This window comes from Bradyrhizobium sp. 191, assembly GCF_023100985.1.
Classification (GTDB): domain Bacteria; phylum Pseudomonadota; class Alphaproteobacteria; order Rhizobiales; family Xanthobacteraceae; genus Bradyrhizobium; species Bradyrhizobium diversitatis.
Genome location: NZ_CP064692.1, coordinates 888880 through 912029 on the forward strand (window position 1 = coordinate 888880; position 23150 = coordinate 912029).

Genomic DNA, 23150 nt, shown 5'->3' on the forward strand with positions numbered 1-23150 from the left:
GTGCGCTAACCGCGCAACGATGAGTCATGCCCAAGTCTAGGGAGAGAACGGCATGAAGGAAGCCACCAAGGGGGCGGCCTCGGGAGCGCTCGCGCATATGCTGGCGGTGACGGCGATGCTCGTCATCGCCAGCATCTTGTTCTACGGGCGTTAGTTCGAGTTTTAGCGTTTTCGTCATTCCGGGGTGGCCCTCGCACAGGCCAGGCCCAGAATACCCGTTCCAGGCTCGGTCCCATGACCGCCCCCGAATGACGAATCCCGCTAGGCCCTCTTCGTGAAGAACGGCACGAGCTTTCCCGCAAAGGGCTTGAAGCTCGCGACGACCGAATCGCCGATGGCGAGATCGTTCGCGCCGTGCGCCATCATGCGAAACCCCTCGGCGCAATCGACCAGCAGGATGTTGTAGGGCACGTGGGCGCGCGTCTCGGGTGTTGCCGCGCGGCAGACCAATGAGGTCGCGTAGACCCTGCCCTTGCCGCTGGCACGCTGCTCGCGCGGATCAGGTGCGCCGCAGGCCGCGCAGAAGGCGCGGTGGAAATACTGCACATGGCCGCACGCGTCACAGGCCTGAAACGTGATCGCCTCTTCGCCCTTGGTCCAGTCCGCGAGACGCTCGCTCATCTGACCCGCTCCAGAAACATGCTGACGTGAGACGACAGCACGCCGCCGTCGCCGTGCAGCAGCGCGATCGAGGCATCGCGCACCTGCCGATTCGTCGCCCGGCCCGTCATCTGCAAATGCGCCTCGACCAGATGCGCCATGGCGCCGCCGACGCCGCAATGGCCGTAGCTGAGCAGACCGCCATGGGTGTTGAGCGGCATGGCACCGTCGCGGCCGAAATGGCCGGCGCGGACGCGCGCGGCCGCTTCGCCGCGGCCGGCAAGACCCAGATCTTCCAGCAGCATCGCAAGCGTGATCGTAAAGCTGTCGTAGATCGCGGCATAGCACACGTCGGAGATCGCGAGACCCGTGGCCGCCTTTGCTCGCGCGATAGAGATCTCGGCGCCGAGTTCGCCGAGGGCGGGCGCTGCCGTGACATGCTGATGCGTGTGGGCCTGGGCGCAGCCGCGGATGCGCACGCCCGCTTCCCCGGTTCTCTCTCGGCTGACGACGAACGCCGCGCCGCCGTCGGAGACCGGGCAGCAATCGAGCAGCTTGAGCGGCATCGCCACCGGCTTAGAGGCCATGACGTCGGCGACCGTGATGGGATCGTGGAATTGCGCGCCGGGATGGGTGCAGGCGTGCTTGCGCATCAGCACCGCGAACTCGGCGAGGTCCTGTTCGGTCACGCCGTATTCGTGCATGTAGCGGTTGGCGACGAGGCCGTAATAGGCGGGAATGGCCGGGCCGAGCGGCACCTCGTAGTCGGGATGGCCGACCTGCGCCAACGCCTGGATCGAGGCATCGCGGCTCTGTCCGGTAAGGCGGTTCTCGCCGGCGACGACGAGCACGTGGCGCACGACGCCGGCGTCGACGAGTTGATGCGCGAGCATCGTCATCGCGAGTCCCGTGGCGCCACCGACCTGCACCGCATGGGCGTAAGACGGACGAATCCCGAAATGCTCGGCAAACACGGTGGCGAGCATGATGTGCGGCGAGACGGTGGAGTAGCCGCAGAGGATGCCGTCGATGTCCGAGCGGTTCAGCCCGGCATCGTCGAGCGCGGCTTGGGCGGCCTTGCTCATCAGGTCGAGCGAGGACGAGCCTTCGTGCTTGCCGAACGGCGTGAGGCCGACGCCGGTGATGAAGCTCATGGCGGGCTTTCTCCTCTGTCATTCCGGGGCGCGACGAAGGCGCGAGCTCGGGATCCATAATCACCATCGGGAGTATGGATTCCGAGCTCGCGCCTAACGGCGCGCCCCGGAATGACGGATGAGAGAGTATGGGCCATCACCTCCTCCTACTCCGGAGCCGCGCGCGTGACGCCATCGCGGACCATGGCGGCGATCTCGTCCTGGGAGTAGCCGATCTCGCGCAAAATCTCCGCGCCGTGCTCATTGAGCCGCGGCGCCAGGCGCACCGGCTCGGCCTCGGTCTCGGACCAGGTCGCCGTCACCTTCATGCTGCGAATCGGACCTTCGGTCGGGTGAGTGACCACGGGGAAAAAGCCGGTCGCCTCCAGATGCTCGTCGTGCAGGATCGAGGCGAGGTCGTGCATCGGCATGACCGGCACGTCGGCCCTGGTGAGCAGGTCGATCCACTCGGCCGTGGTGCGCGTCTCGAAGACGCGCGCAAGCTCGGCGTAGACCACATCGATGTTGGCGGCGCGGCCGGCGAAAGTCGCGAATTTGGGATCGGCGCGCAGATCGTCGCGCCCGGTGGCCTTGAAGAAATTCTCCCACTGCTTGTCGTTGTAGACGATGACGCTGAGATAGCCGTCCGAGGTCTTGTAGGGCCTGCGGTCGCGCGAGAGGTGGCGGGCATAGCCGCCCTTGTCGAGCGGCGGCTCGAAGGTGAGCCCGCCCATGTGATCGCCCATGACGAAGCCGGCCATGGTCTCGAACATCGGGATGTCGACGCGCTGGCCGCGGCCGGTGCGGTCGCGGTGCACGAGGCTGGCGCAGATCGCCCCGACGGCGGTGAGGCCGACGATGCGGTCGACCAGCGCATTCGGCACGTAGCGCGGCACGCCGTCGCCGGTCTGCGCCATCAGCGCCGGCAGCGCGGTGGCACCCTGGATCAGATCGTCATAGGCCGGTTTTGCGGCGTAGGGCCCGTCCTGACCGAAACCGAACACGCCGGCATAGACGAGGCGCGGGTTGATGGCGGAAACGACATCGTAACCGAGCTGAAGCCGCGCCATGGCCTGCGGACGGACGTTGTAGACGAGCACGTCGGCGTCCTTGAGCAGCCGCAGCACGGCCTCGCGCCCCGAGGGCTTTTTCAGATCGAGGCAGATCGAGCGCTTGCTGCGGTTGGTGTTGAGGAACACCGGGCCCATGCCGGCGTGTCGCATCGGGCCGATCAGGCGGGTGACGTCGCCGTCCAGCGACTCCACCTTGATGACGTCAGCCCCGTAGTCGCCGAGCATCTGGGTCGCATAAGGACCCATCAACACGGTGGTCATGTCGATGACCTTGATGCCCTTCAGCGGCCCCATCGTTTGCTCCCGAAATGCGCGAGGCTCAAGACGCGGCCCGCGAATTCGGTCCAGCTAACGGCAGCGCCGCCGCTCGCGCAAGGGCGGGCGGCGTATGGCGGCATGCGCAGCGCGGCGGCGATATCGGCCGCTATTTCTTCTGGCGGGATTCCCGGATCTTCAGGAGCCGGTCGAGCTCTTCGTTCTGCTGGCTGATCCGGTCGGCGATGCGCGACTCGTTCTGCTCGCCCGAGGCGGCAGCTGCCTGCTCGATGAGCTGGCGGATATTGTCCTCGAGGATCGCGATGCGGTCGTTGAGTGCGTCGAGGGAGAGAGAGTCTTCGTAGTCGTTGCTCATGATGCGCGTCTCGCCAATCAATCAGGAGCCGTAGGGTGGGCCAAGCGAAGCGGGCCCACCATGATCTAACGCAAGGAAAAGGTGGGCACGGCGCTTACGCGCCTTTGCCCACCTACGAGAGCCTACTTCAGCGGCTCCAGGATGGAGACGTAGTTGGCGACAGCCGCACCGCCCATGTTGAAGATGCCGCCGAGCTTGGCGTTCTTGAGCTGCATGCCCTCGGGGGCCTGCCCTGCGAGCTGCATCGCGGTCATCACATGCATCGAGACGCCGGTAGCGCCGATCGGATGGCCCTTGGCTTTCAGGCCGCCGGAGGGATTGACCGGCAGCTTGCCGTCCTTGAGCGTCCAGCCTTCCTTGATGGCGCGGGCGCCCTGCCCCTTCGGCGTCAGGCCCATCGCTTCGTACTCGATCAGCTCGGCGACCGTGAAGCAGTCATGGGTCTCGACGAAGGAGAGATCGGACAGCGTCACGCCGGCCTTTTCCAGGGCGCGCTGCCAGGCGACCGTGCAGCCCTCGAACTGGAGGATGTCGCGCTTGCTCATCGGCAGGAAGTCCTGGGCGTGCGCGGTGGCGCGGAAGCCGATCGCCTTGGTCATGCCCTTGGCGGTCTCGGCATCGGCCAGCACCAGCGCGGCGGCGCCATCGGAGACCAGCGAGCAATCGGTGCGCTTCAAGGGGCCTGCGACGTAAGGGTTCTTCTCGCTCTCGGCGCGGCAGAAGTCGAAGCCAAAGTCCTTGCGCATCTGGGCGAAGGGATTGGCGACGCCGTTCTTGTGGTTCTTGGCCGCGATCAGCGCCAGCGCATCGGACTGGTCGCCATATTTCTGGAAATAGGAGCTGGCGATCTTGCCGAACACGCCGGCGAAGCCGCCGACGGTGTCGCCGTCCTCGGGCAGGTAGGACGCCTTGAGCAGGTTCTTGCCGATCTCGGCGCTAGGGGTGCGCGTCATCTGCTCGACGCCGACGACCAGGACGATCTTGGCAGCCCCTGCGGCAATCGCGCGCAGGCCCTGGTGAACGGCGGCGGAGCCGGTGGCGCAGGCGTTCTCGACGCGGGTCGCCGGCTTGAAGCGGAGCTTCGGGTCAGCCTGGAGCACCAGCGAGGCGGTAAAATCCTGAGGGGAGAAGCCGGCGTTGAAATGGCCGAGCACGATCTCGTCGACGTCGCCGGCCGAAATGCCGGCGTCCGCCAGCGCTTCGTTGGCCACGCGGGTGACGAGGCTTTCGACGGTTTCGGTGTCGAACTTGCCGAACGGCGTATGCGCCCATCCGACGATGCTGGCGGTCATGATGTTCTCTCCCTGGGATCTCTTCCTGAGCTAAGTCTTAGCCCAGAGATGGCAAGACTTCACGCGGCTTTCAGGGCCTGGACGGTGCGCTGGCAGATGGCAGTTATGCCGGCCCAGTTCCCGGCCCGGATCTCCGCCATTGGGCATAGCCAGGAGCCGCCGACCGCGACCACGTTGGGCTCCGCCAGCCAGTTCGCCGCATTGGCCTCGCCGACGCCACCGGTGGGGCAGAACCGCACGTTCGGGAACGGCCCGCCGAGGGCGCGCAGGCCCTTGATGCCGCCGGCCTGCTCGGCCGGGAAGAACTTTGCGACGTCGAAGCCGTAGGACAGCGCCATCATCAGTTCGGAGGCCGTGGCAATGCCCGGCGCGAACGGCAAGGAGCTGTCGGTTGCTGCCTTCAGCAGATCGGGCGTCAGGCCCGGGCTGATGCCGAACGCGACACCGAGCTTCTCGACGCGGGTGAAGTCGGCCGGATTGAGAATCGTGCCGATGCCGACGACCGCCTCGGGCACCTCGGCCATCATCGCCCTCGCGGCTTCGATCGCGACGGGGGTGCGCAGGGTCACCTCCAGCGTGCGGACGCCGCCGGCAACCAGCGCACGTGCCAGCGGCACCGCATCCTGGATACGCTCGATGGTGAGGACGGGAATGACGGTCGCCGCCTTGAACAGCGCGACGAGGTGGTTCTGTTGGGCGGACGTGGTCATAGGACTCGATTCATTTGGTCGCTTTTCACTTGCTGGCCTGGCGAGAGGCCGCCGGCCGGTGCCGCTTCTTCGGGGGCATGGCATAGCCCGGAATGATGGCGCCGGGATAGCAGATCACGAGGCTGGCGAGGCGATGTCCGGCCTGGGCCGCCTCGACCGGATCGGAACCGGCGAGGCGCGCCGCGATATAGGCCGCGGCGAAGCTGTCGCCGGCGGCGGTGGTGTCGACGACCGGTTTCGTCATGGGTTCGGCGCGAACCTCGCTGGTCCCGCCGGGAAAGCGCAGCAGGCTGACGGGCTCGGCGAGCCGGAACACCAGCTCCGGGCTCGGGAGGCGCGCCATCAGCTGGTCGTGACTCTCGCCGGGATAGAGCGCGAGCAGGTCCTCGGTCGAGGTCAGCACGATGTCGGCGATCGCGAAGGCTGCGGCAAAGACCTCGCGGGCGACATCGCGATCCGGCCAGCCGCGTGCGCGAAAGTTGGTGTCGAACACGAAGCGGGTGCCGAGCAGGCGGGCGCGCTTGATCGCGGCGAACAGGCGCTCGCACCCGGGCGCATCGTAGATCGAGAGCGTGATCGCGGAGAGATAGACGATGTCGTAGCTCATCAGCGAATTGAGGATCTCGTCCGTTTCCGGCAGGCTCATCAGCTGCCGCGCCGCCGCGCTGTCACGCCAGTGGAAGAACTGCCGCTCGCCCTTCGCATCCAGCTGGATCATGTAGAGGCCGGGCAGCTTGCCCACCAGCCGCACGACACGCCGCGTGCCGACGCCCTCCGCGTTCCAGGCCGCGATCATCTCATCGCTGAGACCGTCATCGCCGAGCGCGGTGAGATAGTCGACCTTGACGTCGAGTCGCGCCAGATAGACGGCGGTGTTGAGGGTATCACCGCCGAAGCCGCGTGAGTACAGGCCGCCCCCCTGCCCGGCGGACGCACCTCCTTGCGCCTGCCTGAGCTCGACCATGCATTCGCCGATGCAGGCAACGCTCGCCATCACTAGGGCCCGCTCAGTCAGAGGTCTCAGGCGACGAAATTGCCGCCGAGCTCGTCTTCGATGTGAATGCGGATGATATCGTCGAAAGTCTTCTCGGCCGTGGTGAAGCCGAGCTCGCGCGCACGCTTCGGGTCGAAATTGCGCGGCCAGCCGCCGACGATGCCGACGATGAAAGGATCCGGCTCGCGCTTGATGCGGGCGGCAACCTTCTCGCCGGCGACGCGCTTCAAGGCCGCGATCTGCTCGCCGACCGTTGCCGACAAGCCCGGCATGGTCAGGTTGCGGCGCGGGCCGACGGTGGCGAGGTCCATGGTGCCGGCGTGCAACAGGAAGCCGACGGCCGAGCGCGGCGTGGCGTGCCAGTGGCGGACGTCCTCGGACACGGGGAGGACCGCTTCCTTGCCGGCGAGCGGCTCGCGCAGGATGTTGGAGAAGAAGCCCGATGCCGCCTTGTTGGGCAGGCCGGGGCGGATGCAGATGGTCGGCAGGCGGATGCCGATGCCGTCGAGGAAGCCGCGGCGCGAATAATCGGCGAGCAGGAGTTCGCCGATCGCCTTCTGGGTGCCGTAGCTGAGCAGCGGGGTGTGGAAGAACTCATCGCCGATCGCATCCGGGAACGGGGCGCCGAACACCGCGATCGAGGACGTGAAGACGACGCGCGGCTTGTAGCCGCCGCCGACGAGTCTGATCGCATCGAGCAGCATCCGCGTGCCGTCGAGATTGATCCGGTAGCCCTTGTCGAAGTCGAGCTCGGCTTCGCCCGAGACGATCGCGGCGAGATGGAAGATCACGTCGGGGCGGCCGGCGATGAGCTTCTCGGCCGCGCCCGGCACGGCGAAATCGCCCGACACGGTCTCGACCGGGAAACCGGCCTTCTCCGGCTTCTTGGGCTCGACCACGTCATGCATGGTCAATTTCGTGATGTCGCTCTTGCCGAGCCGGCCGTCGCCGAGCAGCCGTTCACAGAGTTTGCGGCCGACCATGCCGGCGGCGCCCAGAACCAGAATGTGCAAGAGCCTACTCCTTCTTATTGGCAGGAGCGCACCGCTCCTGATGCGCCCTCGGCAAGCCCCGCGATCATTCCTTCACGGCGCCGGTCATCGCCGACACATAATGCTCCACGAAGAAGGCGTAAAGGATCACGAGCGGCAGCGAACCGGCCAGGGCTCCGGCCATCAGCGACCCCCAGCGGTAGATGTCGCCGTCCACGAACTCGTTGACGATCGCGACCGGCACCGTCTTGTTGCTGGTCGACTGCAGGAAGGTCAACGCATAGATGAACTCGTTCCAGCATAGCGTGAAGCAGAAGATGAAGGCCGAGATCAGGCCGGGAATCGCGAGCGGCACCACGATCTTGACCAGGATCTGCCAGCGGCTCGCCCCGTCGATCAGGGCGCACTCCTCGAGCTCGAAGGGGATGGTCTTGAAATAGCCCATCAACAGCCAGGTCGAGAACGGGATCAGGATCGTCGGATAGGTCAGGATCAGCGCCAGCGGCGAGTCGAAGAGGCCGTACTGGTACACGACAGTGGCGAGCGGAATGAACAGGATCGACGGCGGTACGAGATAGGCGAGGAAGATCAGCCCCCCGACGAGATTGGCGCCCTTGTAGCGCAACCGCACGATGGCGTAGGCCGCGAACACCGATGCGACGATCGAGAGCACCGTGGCGCAGATCGCCACGTACATCGTGTTCCAGAGCCAGTGCGGATAGTAGCTCTCGAACAGCAGCTTGTGGAAGTGCTTGAACGTCGGATTCCAGGTCCAGAACGGGTTGTACTTGTCGAGATCGAGCAACTGCTCGTCCGGCTTCACCGAGGTCAGCGCCATCCAGTAGAACGGGAACAGCAGGACCACGACGATGATCGTGAGCGGCAGATAGAGCGTCACGAGCCTGCGCGGCACCGACTGCAGGTAGCTCATGCCCTCGCTGTTGTCGACGCGCGACGGCGCCGATATGACCGACTTGAGATCGACTTTCGAGGCAGGAAGATCAGTCATTGCTCTCTCCCTGCTGCCACTTGCGGCGCTGCAGGCCGAACCAGGAGACCATGATCGCAGCGAGCAGGAACGGGATCATGGCGCTGGAGATCGCCGCGCCCTCGCCGAGCTGCCCGGCGATGATCGCCCGCTGATAGGACAGCGTGGCCATCAGGTGGGTTGCGTTGACCGGGCCGCCACGCGTCATCGCCCAGATCAGCTGGAAGTCGGTGAAGGTGAAGAGCACTGAAAACGTCATCACGACGGCGATGATCGGCGTCAGCAGCGGATAGGTGATGTAGCGGAAATTCTGCCACCGCGTGGCGCCGTCGAGCGTTGCCGCCTCATAAAGCGAGGGCGAGACGGTCTGCAGGCCCGCGAGCAGCGTGATCGCGACGAACGGCACGCCGCGCCAGACATTGGCGAAGATCACGCAAATCCGCGCCCAGGTGGTGTCGCCGAGGAAGTTGATGTTCTGGCTGATCAGGCCGAGGTGTTTCAGCGACCAGGAGATGATCGAGAATTGCGAGTCGAAGATCCACCAGAAGGCGAGTGCCGAGAGCACGGTCGGAACGATGAAGGGGATGAGCACCATCGCGCGCAGCATCGCCTTGAAGGGCATGTGCTCGTTGAGCAGCAGCGCGAGATAGAGTCCGATCGCGAATTTGAAGGCACTGGCGACGAAGGTGTAGAGCAGCGTATTGAACACCGACAGCCAGAAGATGGAGTCGTCCCAGAGCCACTCGTAGTTCTCGGTGGCGATGAACTGCCCGACCCTGCCGATGCGCGTGTCGGTGAACGACAGCCAGATGCCGAGCCCGAGCGGATAGGCCAGGAAGAAGATCAGGAACGCCATGGCCGGCACCATGAACCAGAAGCCGAGCCAGTTGCGATTGTATTTGAGCTGGGTCCAGGCGTTCGCCTCGCTCATCTGAGGCTTGGCCCGGGGAATTGCGACATCAGCCATGCCCGATATCCCTGATCGAAATGTTGAAGAGCGGGCGGCCGGAGGTCCGCCCGCTCCGTGACCGTCAGCGATAGATGCGCTTCAGCTGGCGCTCGGCATCCGCCATCGCGCCCTTCGTATCCTTGGCGCCGGTGCAGTAGTTGGCGAACATGTCGACGACGATGAAATCGGCGATTGCGGTCGCCGCCTTCTCGCCGACCGTGCCGATACCGGACGCCGGCAGCGTGCGCTTGGAGGCCTGCGAGAACACGGTGTTCTTGGGATCCGCCGTCCAGATCGGCGCCGTCTCATAGGCGTTCAAGGTCTGGGTCAGGTAGCCCTGCGCGCCATCCAGCCACTTCTCGTAATTCTCCTTCTCCAGCATGAAGGCGACGAAGGCCTTCGCCGCGTTCGGATATTTGGTGAAGTTGAAGGCGAGGATCGGAAGCGCCAGCTGCAGTTCGGTCGGCTTGCCTATCGGACCGACCGGCCAGAGCGCGTGATAGGTGTCGGCGGCAAGCTCCTTCTTGCTCGCGTCGGTTTTGGCGGCCACGTAGATCGAGATGCCGTTCGCCGTGCAATAGAGCTCTCCGGCGAGGAATGCCTTGTTGTTGGAGGAGTCGTTCCACGACGCCGTGCCCGGGATGAAGCTCTCGTACAGCGCCTTGCAGTACTCCAGCGCCTTCGCCGTCTCCGGCGAATTGATGATGATCTTGTCGTTCTGGTCGACCGTGTAGGCGCCGTGCCCCCACAGCACCCAGTGCAGCCACGAATTGCCGTCGCCCGATGCATGCCCGAGCGCGAAGCCGGCCGGCGTATTGTTGGCCTTCAGGGCCTTGCACATTTCGAGGAAGCCGGGGAAATCCTTCGGGAATTCCTTGAAGCCAGCCTTGTCGAGCGCCGACTTGCGGTAGTTCATGTAGCCGCCGTTGGTCGCGACGGGAATGCCGAGCCAGTCGTTGCCCAGCTTGCAGGTCTTGGCGGCCGCATCGGTCCAGCCGCCATATTTCTTGCCGAGATAATCGGCGACGTCGTTCATCTTCAGCACTTTGGTGGGGAAGAGCTGCGGCAGCGTGTGCAGGCCCCAGGCGAGATCGAGCCCGGAGCCGGTATTGGCCGCAACCGAGGCCTTCGGCTGCACGTCCTCGAAGGATTCGCTGAACACGTTCATCTCGGTGCCGGTGGCAGCCTTGAACGCAGCCACCATCGCGTTGAACGCATCGTCCTCGGCCGGCACGAAGCGCTTCCAGCGCATCACCGTCAGCTTGGCGCCGGGCTCGGCCTTCCAGGGCGCGCTCTGCGCCCAGGCCCTGGCGAAGTCGAACAGCGCCGGCCCGGTCAGCATGCCGGTCGCAGCCAATGCCGTTCCGCCCTGAAGCAGAGTCCGGCGGGTAAAGTCTTGCATGTTGTCCTCCCTGTGATGCTTTTTTTGTCGTCTTATGCTTCGTGGTCTGATGCCCTAGGCGTTCATGCGTTTGCCTGTCGCATCGTCGAACAGATGAACCAGTGACGGGTCGGGCTTCAGCCGCACCTTGTCGCCCGGGTTGAACTGGTGACGCTCGCGGAAGACCGCGACGACCTGCTCGCCGCCGACCTTGGCGAACACTTGCGTCTCCGAGCCGGTCGGCTCGACCACGATGATCTCTGCCTCGGCGCCGTCATCGGCGATGGTGAAGTGCTCCGGCCGCACGCCGTAGACTGCGGGCCGGCCGTCCGAGCCCGCCGGTGCGGTCTTGAGCGGCAGCTTGACGCCGTTCGGTCCTTCGAAGGTGGCAACGCCGTTGACGCGAACATGACCCTTGAGGAAGTTCATCGCGGGCGAGCCGATGAAGCCGGCGACGAACTGGTTGTCGGGCTTGTCGTAGAGCTCTAGCGGCGTGCCCATCTGCTCGACGATGCCGTCATGCATGACGACGATCTTGTCGGCCATGGTCATCGCCTCGATCTGGTCGTGGGTGACGTAGACGGTCGTGGTCTTCAGCCGCTGGTGCAGCTCCTTGATCTCGGTGCGCATCGCGACGCGCAGCTTGGCATCCAGGTTCGACAGCGGCTCGTCGAACAGGAAGACCTGCGGATCGCGCACGATGGCGCGGCCCATGGCGACGCGCTGGCGCTGGCCGCCGGAAAGCTGGCGCGGGTAGCGGTCGAGCAGCGGCGACAGCGCGAGGATCTCGGCGGCGCGCTTGACGCGCTTGTTGATCTCGTCCGAGCCGGCATTGCGCAGCTTCAGCGAGAAGCCCATGTTCTCGGCCACCGTCATGTGCGGATAGAGCGCGTAGTTCTGGAACACCATCGCAATGTCCCGCTCCTTGGGCTGGACATTGTTGACGACGCGGTCGCCGATCGAGATCGTGCCGGAGGTGATGTTCTCGAGACCGGCGAGCATGCGCAAAAGCGTCGACTTGCCGCAGCCGGAGGGGCCAACCAGGACGACGAACTGGCCATCCTCGATCGGAATCGTCACGCCGTGCAGGACTTCAAAATTGCCGAACGATTTCCGCACGTCGCGGATTTGCACAGACGACATCTAGCTCCCTCCTCGAAAGTCCACGACGCCTCTCGCGCCGCGACCGTCTTGTTTTTCAGACTTCACCGAACGAAGCCCGATCTTAGCGGGCGACATTGTCGGTAGTTTGTGCGGTTTTGGCAATTTGTCTTTGGTTAGTCGTTGCTGGTAGCGCTGTCAACGTTCCTTTGTTTGCAGGACTGACTGTGTTAAGAGCAGCAAATGGGTCGAAAACGCACCAAGTCAGGCAAAATCCGGCTGGCCGAAGTCGCCGAGCTCGCCGGCGTCAGCCCGATTACCGCGTCCCGCTTCTTCCGCAATCCGGAGGCCCTGTCGGTCGCCAAGCGGACGCGGGTCGAGAGCGCCGCCAAGGAGCTCGGCTATGTGCCCAACCTTGCCGCACGCGCACTGGCCTCGCAACGCACCGAAGTCATCGGTGTATTGATCCCCTCCCTCACCAATAACGTGTTCTCGGACGTGCTGCGCGGCATCTATGACGCGTCAGAGGGCAGCCGTTACTCGATCCAGTTGTCCAACACGCGCTACAGCATTCTCCAGGAAGAGAAGTTGCTGCGCCTGTTTCTGGCGCAGAAGCCGGCCGGGCTGATCGTCACCGGCATCGACCAGACCGCCGAGTCCCGCGCGATGCTGGAGGCCGCGGACTGCCCGATCGTGCAGATCATGGAGATCGGACCGGATCCGGTCGACATGATGATCGGCTTTTCGCACTATGATGCAGCCCGCGCGGCGGTTGCGCACCTGTTCGAGCAAGGTCACCGCAGGATCGGCTTCGTCGGTGCGCGCATGGACCCGCGGGTGCAGCGGCGGCTGGACGGATATGTCTCGGCCATGGAGGACGCCGGATTGTTCGAGCAGCGCCTCGTCGTCACGACGGCCACGCCGACTTCGGTGACGCTCGGCGGAGCTCTGTTCACCGATCTCCTGGCGCGGGAGCCCGACATCGATGCGGTGTTCTGCGCCAATGACGACCTCGCGCTCGGCGTGCTGTTCGAATGCCGGCGCCGGGAGATCGCAGTCCCCGGGCAGATCGCGATCGTCGGCTTCAACGACCTCGAATTCATGGCCTCCGCCGTCCCCACCCTCACCAGCATCCGCACCAACCGCTACGAGATGGGAAAGACGGCCGCCACCATGCTGATCAACGCGATCGAAGGGCGGCGCCCGGAGCAGCCGGTGCTCGATCTCGGCTTCAAGGTGATCGAGCGTCAAAGCTCGTTGGCACGACGTTCGGACAGCAGGCCAGTCGTTTCCGGCGCGGGCGCGGTGAACAAAATGATAGCGTTACCAAGTAGCCACGACTAGTATTCGGACTCGTGAGGAAACGACCCGCCAGCCGGGAAGGCAGATCATCGCTCGCGCCGTTGGGCATCGCACATGCCGACACCATGAGACGGACGCCAGCGCGTTTGCATTGCAGGAGAAACCAATGACAAAGAAACCAACCAATGGGCATGCCGCCGGCAGCAACGGTTCTCGCCGCCACCTTCGCTCGCAGGAATGGTTCAACAACCCGCACAATCCGGGCATGACCGCGCTCTACATGGAGCGGTACCTGAACTACGGCCTTACCCGTGCCGAGTTGCAGTCGGGCAAGCCGATCATCGGCATCGCCCAGACCGGCAACGATCTCTCTCCCTGCAACCGCCACCACATCGAGCTCGCCCATCGCGTCCGCGAGGGCATCCGCGAAGCCGGCGGCATCGCGATGGAATTCCCGACCCACCCGATCCAGGAAACCGGCAAGCGCCCGACCGCGGCGCTCGACCGCAACCTCGCCTATCTCGGCCTGGTCGAGGTCCTTTACGGCTATCCGCTCGACGGCGTCGTGCTCACCACCGGCTGCGACAAGACCACGCCGGCCTGCATGATGGCGGCGGCCACCGTGAACCTGCCCGCGATCGTGCTGTCGGGCGGACCGATGCTGAACGGCTGGCACAATGGCGAGCGCACCGGCTCCGGCACCATCGTATGGAAATCGCGCGAGCGGCTCGCGGCCGGCGAGATCGACTATGAAGAGTTCATGGAGATCGTGGCCTCCTCGGCGCCCTCGGTCGGCCATTGCAACACGATGGGCACCGCCTCGACCATGAACGGGCTTGCCGAAGCGCTCGGCTTCTCGCTGCCGGGCTGTGCGGCGATCCCCGCCCCCTATCGCGAGCGCGGCCAGATCGCCTACGAGACCGGAAAACGCATCGTCGAGATGGTCTGGGAAGACCTGAAGCCCTCGGACATCCTGACCCGCAAGGCGTTCGAAAACTGCATCGTGATCAACTCGGCCATCGGCGGCTCGACCAACGCGCCGATCCACATCAACGCCCTGGCCCGCCACATCGGCGTCGAGCTCTCGATCGAGGACTGGCAGAAAGTCGGCCACGACGTGCCCCTGCTCGTCAACATGCAGCCGGCCGGCTTCTATCTCGGCGAGGAATTCCACCGCGCCGGCGGCGTGCCGGCGGTGGTGCGCGAGTTGATGAAGCACAAGCGCATCCATGAGGATGCAGTTACGGTCAACGGCCGCGGCATCGGCGAGAACTGCAAGGATGCGCCGGCGCCCGACAACGACGTGATCTGGGCTTACGACAAGCCGCTGGTGAAGGATGCCGGCTTCCTGGTGCTGAAGGGCAATCTGTTCGATTCCGCGATCATGAAGACGTCGGTGATCTCCAAGGAATTCCGCGACCGCTATCTCAGCAATCCGAAGGACCTCAATGCCTTCGAAGGCCGCGCCATCGTGTTCGAAGGGCCGGAGGATTACCACGAGCGGATCGACGATCCCTCGCTCGACATCGACGAGCGCTGCGTGCTGTTCATCCGTGGCACCGGTCCGATCGGCTACCCCGGCGGCGCCGAGGTCGTGAACATGCAGCCGCCGGCAGCATTGATCAAACGCGGCATCCTGTCCCTGCCCTGCATCGGCGATGGCCGCCAGTCCGGCACCTCGGGCTCGCCCTCCATCCTCAATGCTTCGCCGGAAGCCGCCGCCAATGGCGGTCTTGCGATCCTGAAGACCGGAGACAAGGTGCGTATCGACCTCAACAAGGGCAGCGCCAACATCATGATCTCGGACGAGGAGTTGAAGAAGCGCCACGCCGAGCTCAGGGCCAATGGCGGCTTCAAGCATCCGCCGAACCAGACGCCCTGGCAGGAGATCTACCGCAACACCGTCGGCCAGCAGTCGACGGGTGCCTGCATGGAGCTTGCCACGCGTTATCAGAACGTCGCCGGCACGTTTGGCGTGGCGCGGGATAACCACTAGGAAAGATTGTCATTCCGGGATGCGCCGTAAGGCGCAGACCCGGAATCCATATTCCCGATCGTGGTTATGGATTCCGGGCTCGCGACTGCGTCGCGCCCCGGAATGACGAGAGACAATTCAAAGGAGAACAACATGGCAGACCGCCTCAAGGGCAAGCGCGCCGTCATCACGGCTGCTGCGGCAGGCATCGGGCGCGCATGCGCCATCGCATTCGCGCGCGAAGGCGCAACCGTGATCGCCACCGACATCAACGAGGCCGGAATCGCGAGCCTGACCAAGGGAGGCATCGCCGAGGTCGCCAGGCTCGACGTCCGCAACACCGCCGACGTCAACGCCTTTGCCAAGCGCGTCGGCAAGATCGACATTCTGCTCAACGCGGCGGGCTTCGTGCACCACGGCACCATCCTGGAATGCTCGGAAGAGGATTTCGACTTTTCGTTCGACCTCAACGTCAAATCGATGCACCGGACCATCAAGGCGTTCCTGCCCGACATGATCGCGGGCGGCGGTGGCAGCATCGTCAACATCTCGTCCTGCGCGGCCTTGCGGCCGCCGGCCAATCGCTATGTCTACAGCTCGTCGAAGGCGGCAGTGTCGCTGCTGTCGCGCGCGGTCGCGCTCGACTTCATCACCAAGGGCATCCGCTGCAACTCGATCTGCCCCGGTACCGTCGAGACCCCTTCGATGCTCGACCGCGCCGCCGCGCAAGGACCGCAGGGCAAGGAGATGTTCATCTCCCGCCAGAAGATGGGCCGGCTCGGCACCGCCGAGGAGATCGCATCCATGGCGGTCTATCTCGGCAGCGACGAGAGCGCCTTCACCACCGGCGTCGATCTGGTCGTCGACGGCGGATACATGCTCTGACGCTCGGGAGCAGATCTCATGAACAAGATCGATCTCAACGGCCGCATCGCCATCGTCACGGGCGGCGCGCAGGGCTTTGGCCGCGCCATCACCGAACGCTTCGTCGCCTCCGGCGCCAAGGTCGCGATCTGGGATTTCGACGCTGCACTCGCCGAGAAGACGGCAAAAGAGATTGGCGGCGAAACGAAAGTCTTCAAGGTCGACGTCACCGACACCGCGGCCGTCGAGCAGGCGCGCGATGCCACGCTGGCCGCCTTCGGCAGGATCGACATTCTCGTCAACAATGCTGGCATTGCCGGAATCAACAAGCCGGTCTGGGAGACCGACCTCGAGGAATGGCGCAAGGTGCTGCGCATCAACCTCGACGGTCCCTTCATCGTCTGCAAGGCCATCGTGCCCATTATGCTCAAGCAGAAATACGGGCGCATCGTGAACATCGCCTCGATCGCCGGCAAGGAAGGCAATCCGAACGCGGCGCATTATTCGGCGTCCAAGGCCGGACTGATCGCGCTGACGAAATCGCTCGGCAAAGAGCTCGCCGGCCACGACATCCTCGTCAACGCGGTGACGCCGGCAGCGGCGAAGACCGCGATCTTCGACCAGATGACGCAGCAGCATATCGACTTCATGCTGTCGAAGATTCCGAAGGGACGGTTCGTGCTGGTGGAAGAGCTCGCCGCGATGGTGGCCTGGCTCGCATCCGAGGATTGCGCGTTCTCGACCGGCGCGGTGTTCGACATCTCTGGCGGACGCGCGACCTATTGAGGAGCGCCATGATTCGGGAAGGCGGATGCCTGTGCGGCGCGTGCGGTTCGAGGCGGAGGACTCAACGTCCGCATCTTCCACTGCGATGAGGAGAGCCTGATGGAGTTCTATTGGGAAGCCAAGGACGACAAGTGGTTCCTGCGTCCCGCCGTCGAGGCGCCAGAGCAGGCTCCTATCACCGTCGAGCAGGAGGACTGGTATTGGCTGGTGAAGATCGGTGGTCGTCCTCTCAATTTCCGCTTCACGGGTCTGATAGGAGCGAGGCAAAGCGCTTGGGAGTACGTCAAGCGCTACAGTCACATGCACTATGGCATCAAGTCGATCACGCTGCGGTCGATTGAGGAGCCTCAGCGATCAGCTTCATGAAGACCTCAGGCTTGCTTATCGCTGCCTTTGCCCGCGGTCGTCGCGACCCAGATCCCGGCAAACACCGCGACGATGCCGGCCGCTAAATTCCAGCGCAGCGGCTCGTTCAGCAGCCAGGCCCCGACCAGCGATGCCGTGACCGGATTGACCGTCACCGAGATCGCGACGCGCGTCGGCGTCGTCCGCTCCAGCGCGAAGGCCCAGAGATAGAAGGTCAGCGCTGCGCCGAAGGCACCCAGATAGAGGGCGCCCAGCCACTGTGGCAGCCCGAAGCCCGCGACGGGCGCAAAACTGCCGCGGATGGACGAGAGCAGGACGAGGGAGGCCGCGCCGGCCGCCATGCTCATGGTCGTAAAGGCGATCGGACTGGAACGCCGGATCAGCGGCTTCGACCAGATGCCGTAGAGCGCCATGCACAGTGCAGCCGCCATCATCAGGAGATCGCCGCGCCAGGCGCCCGACGGGGCTGAGGTCAGGTCGGACAGAAGCGCCACAGCAACGCCAAGGGTCGCGATCACGACACCGACCGATTTGCGCCAGGTCAGGGCTTCGGCGCCGAGCGCAGCCCCGATCACGAGCGACAGCAAGGGAAGCGTCGACAGAGCCAGCGCGCCGCGCGCTGCGGTCGTGAAGATCAGCGACGCGTTGAACAGGATCGGAAACAGCGCAAAGAACAGGATGCCGAGCGCGACGGCGGCACCCCAATCCCCTCGCTTCGGCCAGCGATCGCCGCGCAGCAGCGCCAGCGGCAGCAACAGGAGAAAGCCGATGCCGAACCGGAACGAGCCGATCGCGAGCGGATCGATGCTCCCCACGAGATAGCGCGTGGCACCGATGGACGTCCCGCCCAGCGCGCTCGACAACACGGCGGCAAGAACGCCGAGAACCTCGCCCACGATTCCTCCCGATGGCTTTCGGTCAGCATAGGAGACGCGCCGAAACGGGGAATGGAATTTCCGTCATGCCAGGATAAGTTTTCGTCATGACCGCGTCCGATCTCGACCCCGACCTTCTGAGGGCCTTCCTCGCCGTCGCCGATCATCGGTCGTTCACGCGCGCGGCCGCGATCCTCAACCGCACCCAATCGGCGGTGAGCGTCCAGATCAGGCGCCTCGAAGAGCGGCTTAACGTCAGGCTGTTTCACCGCACAAGGTCGGGCGTGGCGCTGAGCGCGGCCGGTCACGAGCTGCTCGTCTATGCAAGACGGCTTCTCGACCTCAATGCAGAGGCGGTCGATGCGCTCCGCCCGAGCAAACCCGATGCCGTGGTCCGCCTCGGCGTGATGGACGATTACGGCACGATCGTCATTCCGCCATTGCTGGCGCATTTTGCCAGAGGTCGTCCGGAGATCCGGGTCGAGATCGAGACGGGGCTGACGGCGACGATGCTGGCCCGGCTCGGCGAAGACTATGACCTCGTCATCGCCATGCATCCGGAAGGAAGCGGCAATGGCGAACTGCTGAGACGCGAGCAGGCAGTCTGGGCCGCAGCCGCGTCCTACTCAGCCGGGCCACAGCGCCCCACGCTGCCCGTCGCACTCTACCCGCCGGGCTGCCTGTTCCGGCAGTGGGCCACTGAGGCCCTCGATGCCGCCGGCCGTCCGTGGCGGCTCGCCTTCGTCAGCCGGACGCTTGCAGCGGTGGAAGCGATCGCGGCAGAGGGTCTCGCGATCACGGTCGTGAAGGCTAGCACCCTGCCCCCTCGCCTGCGCGTTCTGTCCGAACGCGACGGCCTGCCGCCGCTGCCGGCGGCGGACATCCGCCTCCACCGCGCGCGCAACCTGTCGCGTCCGGTGGCACTGCTGGCGGATCATCTGCAGCGGGCAATTTCGCAATTGGGCGCCATATAACAGTAGATCGTAAAGGGTTGTGGCCCTATACGGCCTGCTTTGCAAAGCGCGCATGCGAACCGGAACGGACGAGCCGTGAACATCTCCTTCTATGATCTTTCCGTCTGGGTGCTGCCGCTGGTGCTCGCGATTACCTTTCATGAGGCCGCGCACGCCTTCGTCGCGGACCGGCTCGGGGACAACACGGCCTCGCAGCTCGGCCGCGTCAGCTTCAATCCGCTTCGGCATATCGATCCGTTCGGCACCCTGATCCTGCCCGCGATGTTGCTATTCGCGCATTCGCCATTCCTGTTCGGCTATGCCAAGCCGGTGCCGGTGAACTTCCGCAAGCTGAACAACCCCAGGCTCGACATGGTCTGGGTGGCGCTGGCTGGGCCCGTCACCAACATCCTGCTGGCGCTGGCCGCGGCCCTCGCCTTCCATGCCCTCCCCCTGGTACCCGCGAGCTCGGCGAAATGGGTTGCCGACAACCTCAAGAATGCCCTCGTGATCAACGCGATCCTGGCCGTGTTCAACATGATGCCGATACCGCCACTCGATGGCGGACGCGTTGCGGTCGGGCTGCTGCCCCGCCCCCTCGCCGCGCCGCTGTCCCGGCTCGAGCCGTTCGGTATGCTGATCCTGATCGGCCTGTTGATCCTGCTGCCGCTTGCGGGTTCGCAGTTCGGTCTAAATCTTGATGTTATTTCAGCAATACTGCGAACGTTGACCGGTTATGTGATTCAGGCTGTTCTGTTCCTCACCGGCAACGTTTAGTTGAACAGAACACTCCTACGCCGAAGGGCCAGAGGCCGACTTGGTCAAAGCTGCCGATATGCTGATCGCGCGACGCGCCGACACCCGCGCCCGCGCTGATTTTGCCACCTGGAACATGATGGCCAAGCTCAACGGGGCGTCCGCGCTGCCACCTGAGGCCCAGGAGTTTCTCGCCAGCTACAGGAACCTGCTGACGCAGATGAGCGAGAACGAGGCCAGCGAAGCCACCATCGGCGCGATCTACAGGGCCTATTATGTCGAGATGGGCGGCGCCGGATCGCCACCCGACGTCCGCCCCCGTCCGTCTGAACCAGCGGCGGATAATGTTACCGCTTTCCGCCGGCCGGCGCCGAAACCGAAGAAGGCCGCCTCCTTCGGAGCGGCGGCGTTCGCTGGAAGCCAGAAACGGCCGCTCCCGGTAGCGCTGATCTTTGTGTGCCTGGTCGTGGTCTATGTTGGGATCCGGCTCTACTGGCGCTGAGCCGTCTTTTTCTTCTTCGCGTCCGGCGGAGTGAAGATGATGTCGACCGTACGTTCGAACCGGTCTTCGGTCAGTCCGGCGGGCGGCTGCGGGATGGGATCGGACTTGCGGACGATCGACACCGCCGCCGCATCGTAGGCTCCATCCCCCGACGATTCCACGACATCCACCGACAGCACGTTGCCCTTCCGGTTGATCGCGAAGCTCACCTTGACCTTCTGGTTATTGGGCACTTTGCCGTCCGGATTGACCTTGTGCAGCGCCAGATGCGCGCTGATCTTGCGGTTCCAATCGGCCGTCAGCTTCAGGATGTCCTTGCCGATACCGATGACGGGCGCCAGTGCCTTCTCGGCCTCGCGCGCATCCTCCTCGAGCGTCTGCCGCGCGGTGGCAACCGATTTCGGCGAGGCTTCGGCGGCGGGAGTCTCGACCGCCTGAATCTTCGGATCGTCCTCCGTCGGCTTCTTCGCGTTGTTCTCGGTCACGACGCGGTCGGGATCCTCGACCTCCTGAGACTGATCCTTTGGAAGCTCAGTCTCCTTGGTCTCGGCCTTCTGCTCGGGGAGCGCCTGCTGTTCCTGCATCGCTTCGCTGTCGGGTCCGGGCGGCAGATCGGTCTCGGGCGCCTTGGGCGATGCCATCTCGACGGCGAACTCTGCACCGTTGGCACCCAGGCCGTCGCCGTCGTCGTCGGCCCGCAGATGCGCCAGCGCGAGCGCAGCACCACCCAGATGGAGCGCGAGCGCCGCGACCGCCGCGAGGATCCAGAGCTTCCGGGATGGCCTGACTTCGTCCGACATTGTGCGTCTTCTTAGGGCTGAGCGGCGCCTGGAGCAGGCGCCCCCGGCGCGCCTTCCAGCGCGACCAGTTTCACCCGTGTATAGCCGCCTGAGCGCAAGAGCTCCATAACTCCCATTAATTCGCCATACGGCACCGAACGATCGGCGCGCAGGAACACATACTTATCCTTGCTCATGTCGGACAGGCCGTCGAGGGTCCCGATCAACTCGGCCCGGTGAACCGGGTTCTCTCCGATCGCGAGCGTCAGATCGGGCTTGATGCTGAGGTAAGTCGGCTTGTCCGGCTTCTTCTGCGGCGTCGCGCTCGACGTCGGCAGATCGATCGGCAGGTCGACCGTGGAGAGCGGCGCCGCGACCATGAAGATGATCAGCAGCACCAGGATGACGTCGATGAACGGCGTGACGTTGATGTCATGCGTCTCCGAGAAATCGTCGTCTTCGCCGTCGTTGTCTGCGAGCGAAACACCCATGGTTCACTCCGCTGCGCGCGAATGCACGCTGCCGTGGCTGCGGTCGAGATCGCGCGAGAGCAGCCGTCCCGCCGCGCCCGAGGCGCGGCTGACGAGCTCGAGATAGCCCTTCGTCACGCGCGAAAAATGATTGTAGATGATGACGGCGGGAATGGCGGCGACGAGGCCGATCGCAGTGGCGAGCAGCGCTTCGGCAATGCCGGGCGCGACTACGGCGAGGTTCGTGGTCTGCGACTTCGAGATTCCGATGAAGCTGTTCATGATGCCCCAGACCGTGCCGAACAGGCCCACGAAAGGCGAGGTCGAGCCGATGGTCGCAAGCACGCCCATGCCGATCCGGATGCGCCGCTGTTCCGCGCGCACGATCTCGGAAAAGCTGGAAGCCGCGCGCTCCTTGATGCCGGCATCGCTGGACAAGCCGGCCGACATCCGCGCCTCACGCAGCGCTGCCGTCAGGAAGGACGGCAGGATGCCCTGCTTGGTGCCGAGGGCCATCTGCGCTTCGGCGAGCGAGCGCGCCTCCGCAATCTTCTTCAGCGCCGACCGGAGCTTGGTAGATGCGACCGACAGCTCGATCGACTTGGCAATGAAGACGGTCCAGGTCATCAGCGAGGCGAAGGCGAGCCCGATCATCACCGCCTTCACGATAACGTCCGCCGACATGAACATCACCCAGGGCGACAATTCCTTCATGGCCGGCGCGACGGCGGCCGCATCGGGCTTTGCGGTCGTCGAAACGGTGGCCGCGAGAGGCGCCGTGGGAGCGGCTGGCGTCGAAACCGAAGGCTCCTGGGTTGCGGGCGCGGAGGCTCCTGGCGCCATCGGGGTCGGGCCGGCCGGGGCTGGCTGAGCCACCGATTGCGCCGGTGCCGGGGGGCTTTGTGTCTGGGCAGAAACGGGGGATGCGAGCCAGGTGGCCGCCAGCATCAAAGCTGTGGCAAGGCTTGCTTGGAAGGACATAGTCTTCATACTTCGGCCCAGTAGCGAATGAGGTTGTGATAGATACCCGTCAATTTGACCGTTTCGGGATCGTCACGCCCGAGCCGTTCCACCAGCGCCTGTATCGCGGTGTCGAGGTCAAAGATCATGCTCCGAGCTTGATCGTCCCGTATCATGCTCTGAAGCCAGAAGAAAGACGCAACCCGCGTTCCCCTGGTCACGGGGGTGACCAGATGGAGGCTGGTCGAGGGATAGAGCACGCAGTCCCCGGCTGGCAACTTGACCTCGTGCGAACCATAGGTGTCCTCGATCACAAGTTCGCCACCGTCATAGTCTTCCGGCTCGGCGAGGAACAGCGTGACCGACAGGTCCGTGCGGATGCGAAGGCCCGTCAGGCGGTCGCCGCGGATCGCATTGTCGACGTGCAGGCCGAAATGATGGCCGCTGCTCGCCGCATAGCGGTTGAACAGCGGCGGGAAGATTTGCAGCGGGATCGCCGCCGCAATAAAGCGCGGGTTCGAGGTCAGCGCCGAGATGATGCGGTTGCCGAGCTTGCGCGCGACCTCGCTATCCGGCGGCAATTGCTCGTTGCGCTTGACCATCGCTGACTGCGCGCCGGCGGTGGAGCGGCCGTCCTCCCAGTCGCTGACGTCCATGATGCGGCGGAAATCCGCCACATCATCCTTGCTGAGAACGCCAGGCAGGCAGGTCAACATGA

Annotated in this window: 25 protein-coding genes; 8 read left to right on the plus strand and 17 right to left on the minus strand. The window is 64.7% G+C overall.

Translation table 11 applies throughout. The features are described from left to right. Nucleotides 1-261: 261 nt before the first annotated feature. The 12 genes from IVB23_RS04280 to ugpC all read right to left on the minus strand — a co-directional run bounded on the left by IVB23_RS04280 (nucleotide 262) and on the right by ugpC (nucleotide 11886). Nucleotides 262-621 carry an OB-fold domain-containing protein gene (locus IVB23_RS04280; RefSeq protein ID WP_061876796.1) on the minus strand — a complete coding sequence of 120 codons (360 nt, stop codon included), beginning with the start codon at nucleotides 619-621 and terminating at the stop codon, nucleotides 262-264. Beyond that, nucleotides 618-1754 carry a thiolase family protein gene (locus IVB23_RS04285; protein ID WP_247802553.1) on the minus strand — a complete coding sequence of 379 codons (1137 nt, stop codon included), beginning with the start codon at nucleotides 1752-1754 and terminating at the stop codon, nucleotides 618-620. Before IVB23_RS04285 ends, IVB23_RS04280 begins: the two co-directional genes overlap by 4 nt. A gap of 146 nt (nucleotides 1755-1900) precedes the next feature. Beyond that, entirely contained in the window at nucleotides 1901-3100 is a 1200-nt protein-coding gene (locus tag IVB23_RS04290) for a CoA transferase (protein WP_247802555.1), read from the minus strand. A gap of 130 nt (nucleotides 3101-3230) precedes the next feature. Then, entirely contained in the window at nucleotides 3231-3437 is a 207-nt protein-coding gene (locus IVB23_RS04295) for a hypothetical protein (protein WP_061876799.1), read from the minus strand. Nucleotides 3438-3559: 122 nt separating this feature from the next. After that, a complete protein-coding gene (locus IVB23_RS04300; protein ID WP_247802556.1) occupies nucleotides 3560-4729 on the minus strand; it encodes an acetyl-CoA acetyltransferase in 1170 nt (389 codons plus the stop codon). A 59-nt stretch (nucleotides 4730-4788) separates the two neighbouring features. Then, nucleotides 4789-5439 carry a bifunctional 4-hydroxy-2-oxoglutarate aldolase/2-dehydro-3-deoxy-phosphogluconate aldolase gene (gene eda, locus IVB23_RS04305; RefSeq protein ID WP_061876801.1) on the minus strand — a complete coding sequence of 217 codons (651 nt, stop codon included), beginning with the start codon at nucleotides 5437-5439 and terminating at the stop codon, nucleotides 4789-4791. A gap of 25 nt (nucleotides 5440-5464) precedes the next feature. Next, nucleotides 5465-6433, minus strand: a complete 969-nt coding sequence (locus IVB23_RS04310; RefSeq protein ID WP_247802557.1) for a sugar kinase — start codon at nucleotides 6431-6433, stop codon at nucleotides 5465-5467. Between the two features lie 26 nt (nucleotides 6434-6459). After that, complete coding sequence (gene denD / locus IVB23_RS04315; RefSeq protein WP_247802559.1) at nucleotides 6460-7446, minus strand: D-erythronate dehydrogenase; 987 nt, start codon at nucleotides 7444-7446, stop codon at nucleotides 6460-6462. Nucleotides 7447-7510: 64 nt separating this feature from the next. Continuing rightward, nucleotides 7511-8434, minus strand: coding sequence for a carbohydrate ABC transporter permease (locus IVB23_RS04320; RefSeq protein WP_061876804.1), 924 nt, complete (start codon nucleotides 8432-8434; stop codon nucleotides 7511-7513). Further along, nucleotides 8427-9380 (minus strand): sugar ABC transporter permease, encoded by a 954-nt coding sequence (locus IVB23_RS04325; protein WP_247802561.1) that lies wholly within the window; start codon nucleotides 9378-9380, stop codon nucleotides 8427-8429. Before IVB23_RS04325 ends, IVB23_RS04320 begins: the two co-directional genes overlap by 8 nt. Before the next feature lie 64 nt (nucleotides 9381-9444). Beyond that, nucleotides 9445-10764: an ABC transporter substrate-binding protein gene (locus IVB23_RS04330; protein ID WP_247802563.1), complete on the minus strand. Its 1320-nt coding sequence runs from the start codon at nucleotides 10762-10764 to the stop codon at nucleotides 9445-9447. A 54-nt stretch (nucleotides 10765-10818) separates the two neighbouring features. Then, nucleotides 10819-11886, minus strand: a complete 1068-nt coding sequence (gene ugpC, locus IVB23_RS04335) for a sn-glycerol-3-phosphate ABC transporter ATP-binding protein UgpC (RefSeq protein ID WP_061876807.1) — start codon at nucleotides 11884-11886, stop codon at nucleotides 10819-10821. A 201-nt stretch (nucleotides 11887-12087) separates the two neighbouring features. Between ugpC and IVB23_RS04340 the strand changes: the two genes are divergently transcribed. From IVB23_RS04340 to IVB23_RS04360, 5 genes are all read left to right on the plus strand, one after another. Beyond that, the gene (locus IVB23_RS04340; RefSeq protein WP_061876808.1) at nucleotides 12088-13188 is read left to right on the plus strand and encodes a LacI family DNA-binding transcriptional regulator; all 1101 of its coding nucleotides are present in this window, start codon (nucleotides 12088-12090) and stop codon (nucleotides 13186-13188) included. Between the two features lie 124 nt (nucleotides 13189-13312). Further along, nucleotides 13313-15142: an IlvD/Edd family dehydratase gene (locus IVB23_RS04345; RefSeq protein WP_061876809.1), complete on the plus strand. Its 1830-nt coding sequence runs from the start codon at nucleotides 13313-13315 to the stop codon at nucleotides 15140-15142. Between the two features lie 132 nt (nucleotides 15143-15274). After that, on the plus strand, nucleotides 15275-16006 hold the full coding sequence (locus IVB23_RS04350) for an SDR family oxidoreductase (protein WP_247802565.1): 732 nt from the start codon (nucleotides 15275-15277) through the stop codon (nucleotides 16004-16006). Between the two features lie 18 nt (nucleotides 16007-16024). Next, on the plus strand, nucleotides 16025-16771 hold the full coding sequence (locus tag IVB23_RS04355) for an SDR family NAD(P)-dependent oxidoreductase (protein ID WP_247802567.1): 747 nt from the start codon (nucleotides 16025-16027) through the stop codon (nucleotides 16769-16771). A 99-nt stretch (nucleotides 16772-16870) separates the two neighbouring features. Further along, a complete protein-coding gene (locus tag IVB23_RS04360) occupies nucleotides 16871-17137 on the plus strand; it encodes a hypothetical protein (protein WP_247802569.1) in 267 nt (88 codons plus the stop codon). Nucleotides 17138-17142: 5 nt separating this feature from the next. Here IVB23_RS04360 and IVB23_RS04365 read toward each other — a convergent pair whose 3' ends face one another. After that, nucleotides 17143-18033, minus strand: coding sequence for a DMT family transporter (locus IVB23_RS04365; protein WP_247802570.1), 891 nt, complete (start codon nucleotides 18031-18033; stop codon nucleotides 17143-17145). Between the two features lie 86 nt (nucleotides 18034-18119). Here IVB23_RS04365 and IVB23_RS04370 point away from each other — a divergent pair, with 86 nt between their 5' ends. From IVB23_RS04370 to IVB23_RS04380, 3 genes are all read left to right on the plus strand, one after another. Beyond that, nucleotides 18120-18986: a LysR family transcriptional regulator gene (locus tag IVB23_RS04370; protein WP_247802572.1), complete on the plus strand. Its 867-nt coding sequence runs from the start codon at nucleotides 18120-18122 to the stop codon at nucleotides 18984-18986. Nucleotides 18987-19061: 75 nt separating this feature from the next. After that, nucleotides 19062-19742, plus strand: a complete 681-nt coding sequence (locus IVB23_RS04375) for a site-2 protease family protein (protein WP_061876814.1) — start codon at nucleotides 19062-19064, stop codon at nucleotides 19740-19742. A gap of 58 nt (nucleotides 19743-19800) precedes the next feature. After that, the gene (locus IVB23_RS04380; protein ID WP_061876815.1) at nucleotides 19801-20223 is read left to right on the plus strand and encodes a hypothetical protein; all 423 of its coding nucleotides are present in this window, start codon (nucleotides 19801-19803) and stop codon (nucleotides 20221-20223) included. Here IVB23_RS04380 and IVB23_RS04385 read toward each other — a convergent pair. The 4 genes from IVB23_RS04385 to IVB23_RS04400 are packed head-to-tail and all read right to left on the minus strand — an operon-like array spanning nucleotide 20211 to nucleotide 23148. Beyond that, nucleotides 20211-21023, minus strand: a complete 813-nt coding sequence (locus tag IVB23_RS04385; RefSeq protein WP_197965902.1) for an energy transducer TonB — start codon at nucleotides 21021-21023, stop codon at nucleotides 20211-20213. The genes IVB23_RS04380 and IVB23_RS04385 overlap by 13 nt on opposite strands. 11 nt (nucleotides 21024-21034) lie before the next feature. After that, nucleotides 21035-21493 carry a TonB system transport protein ExbD gene (exbD, locus tag IVB23_RS04390; RefSeq protein ID WP_061876817.1) on the minus strand — a complete coding sequence of 153 codons (459 nt, stop codon included), beginning with the start codon at nucleotides 21491-21493 and terminating at the stop codon, nucleotides 21035-21037. Between the two features lie 3 nt (nucleotides 21494-21496). Further along, nucleotides 21497-22462, minus strand: coding sequence for a tonB-system energizer ExbB (exbB, locus tag IVB23_RS04395; protein WP_247802573.1), 966 nt, complete (start codon nucleotides 22460-22462; stop codon nucleotides 21497-21499). Then, nucleotides 22459-23148, minus strand: coding sequence for a Fe2+-dependent dioxygenase (locus IVB23_RS04400; protein WP_061876819.1), 690 nt, complete (start codon nucleotides 23146-23148; stop codon nucleotides 22459-22461). Before IVB23_RS04400 ends, exbB begins: the two co-directional genes overlap by 4 nt. Between the last annotated feature and the right edge of the window lie 2 nt (nucleotides 23149-23150).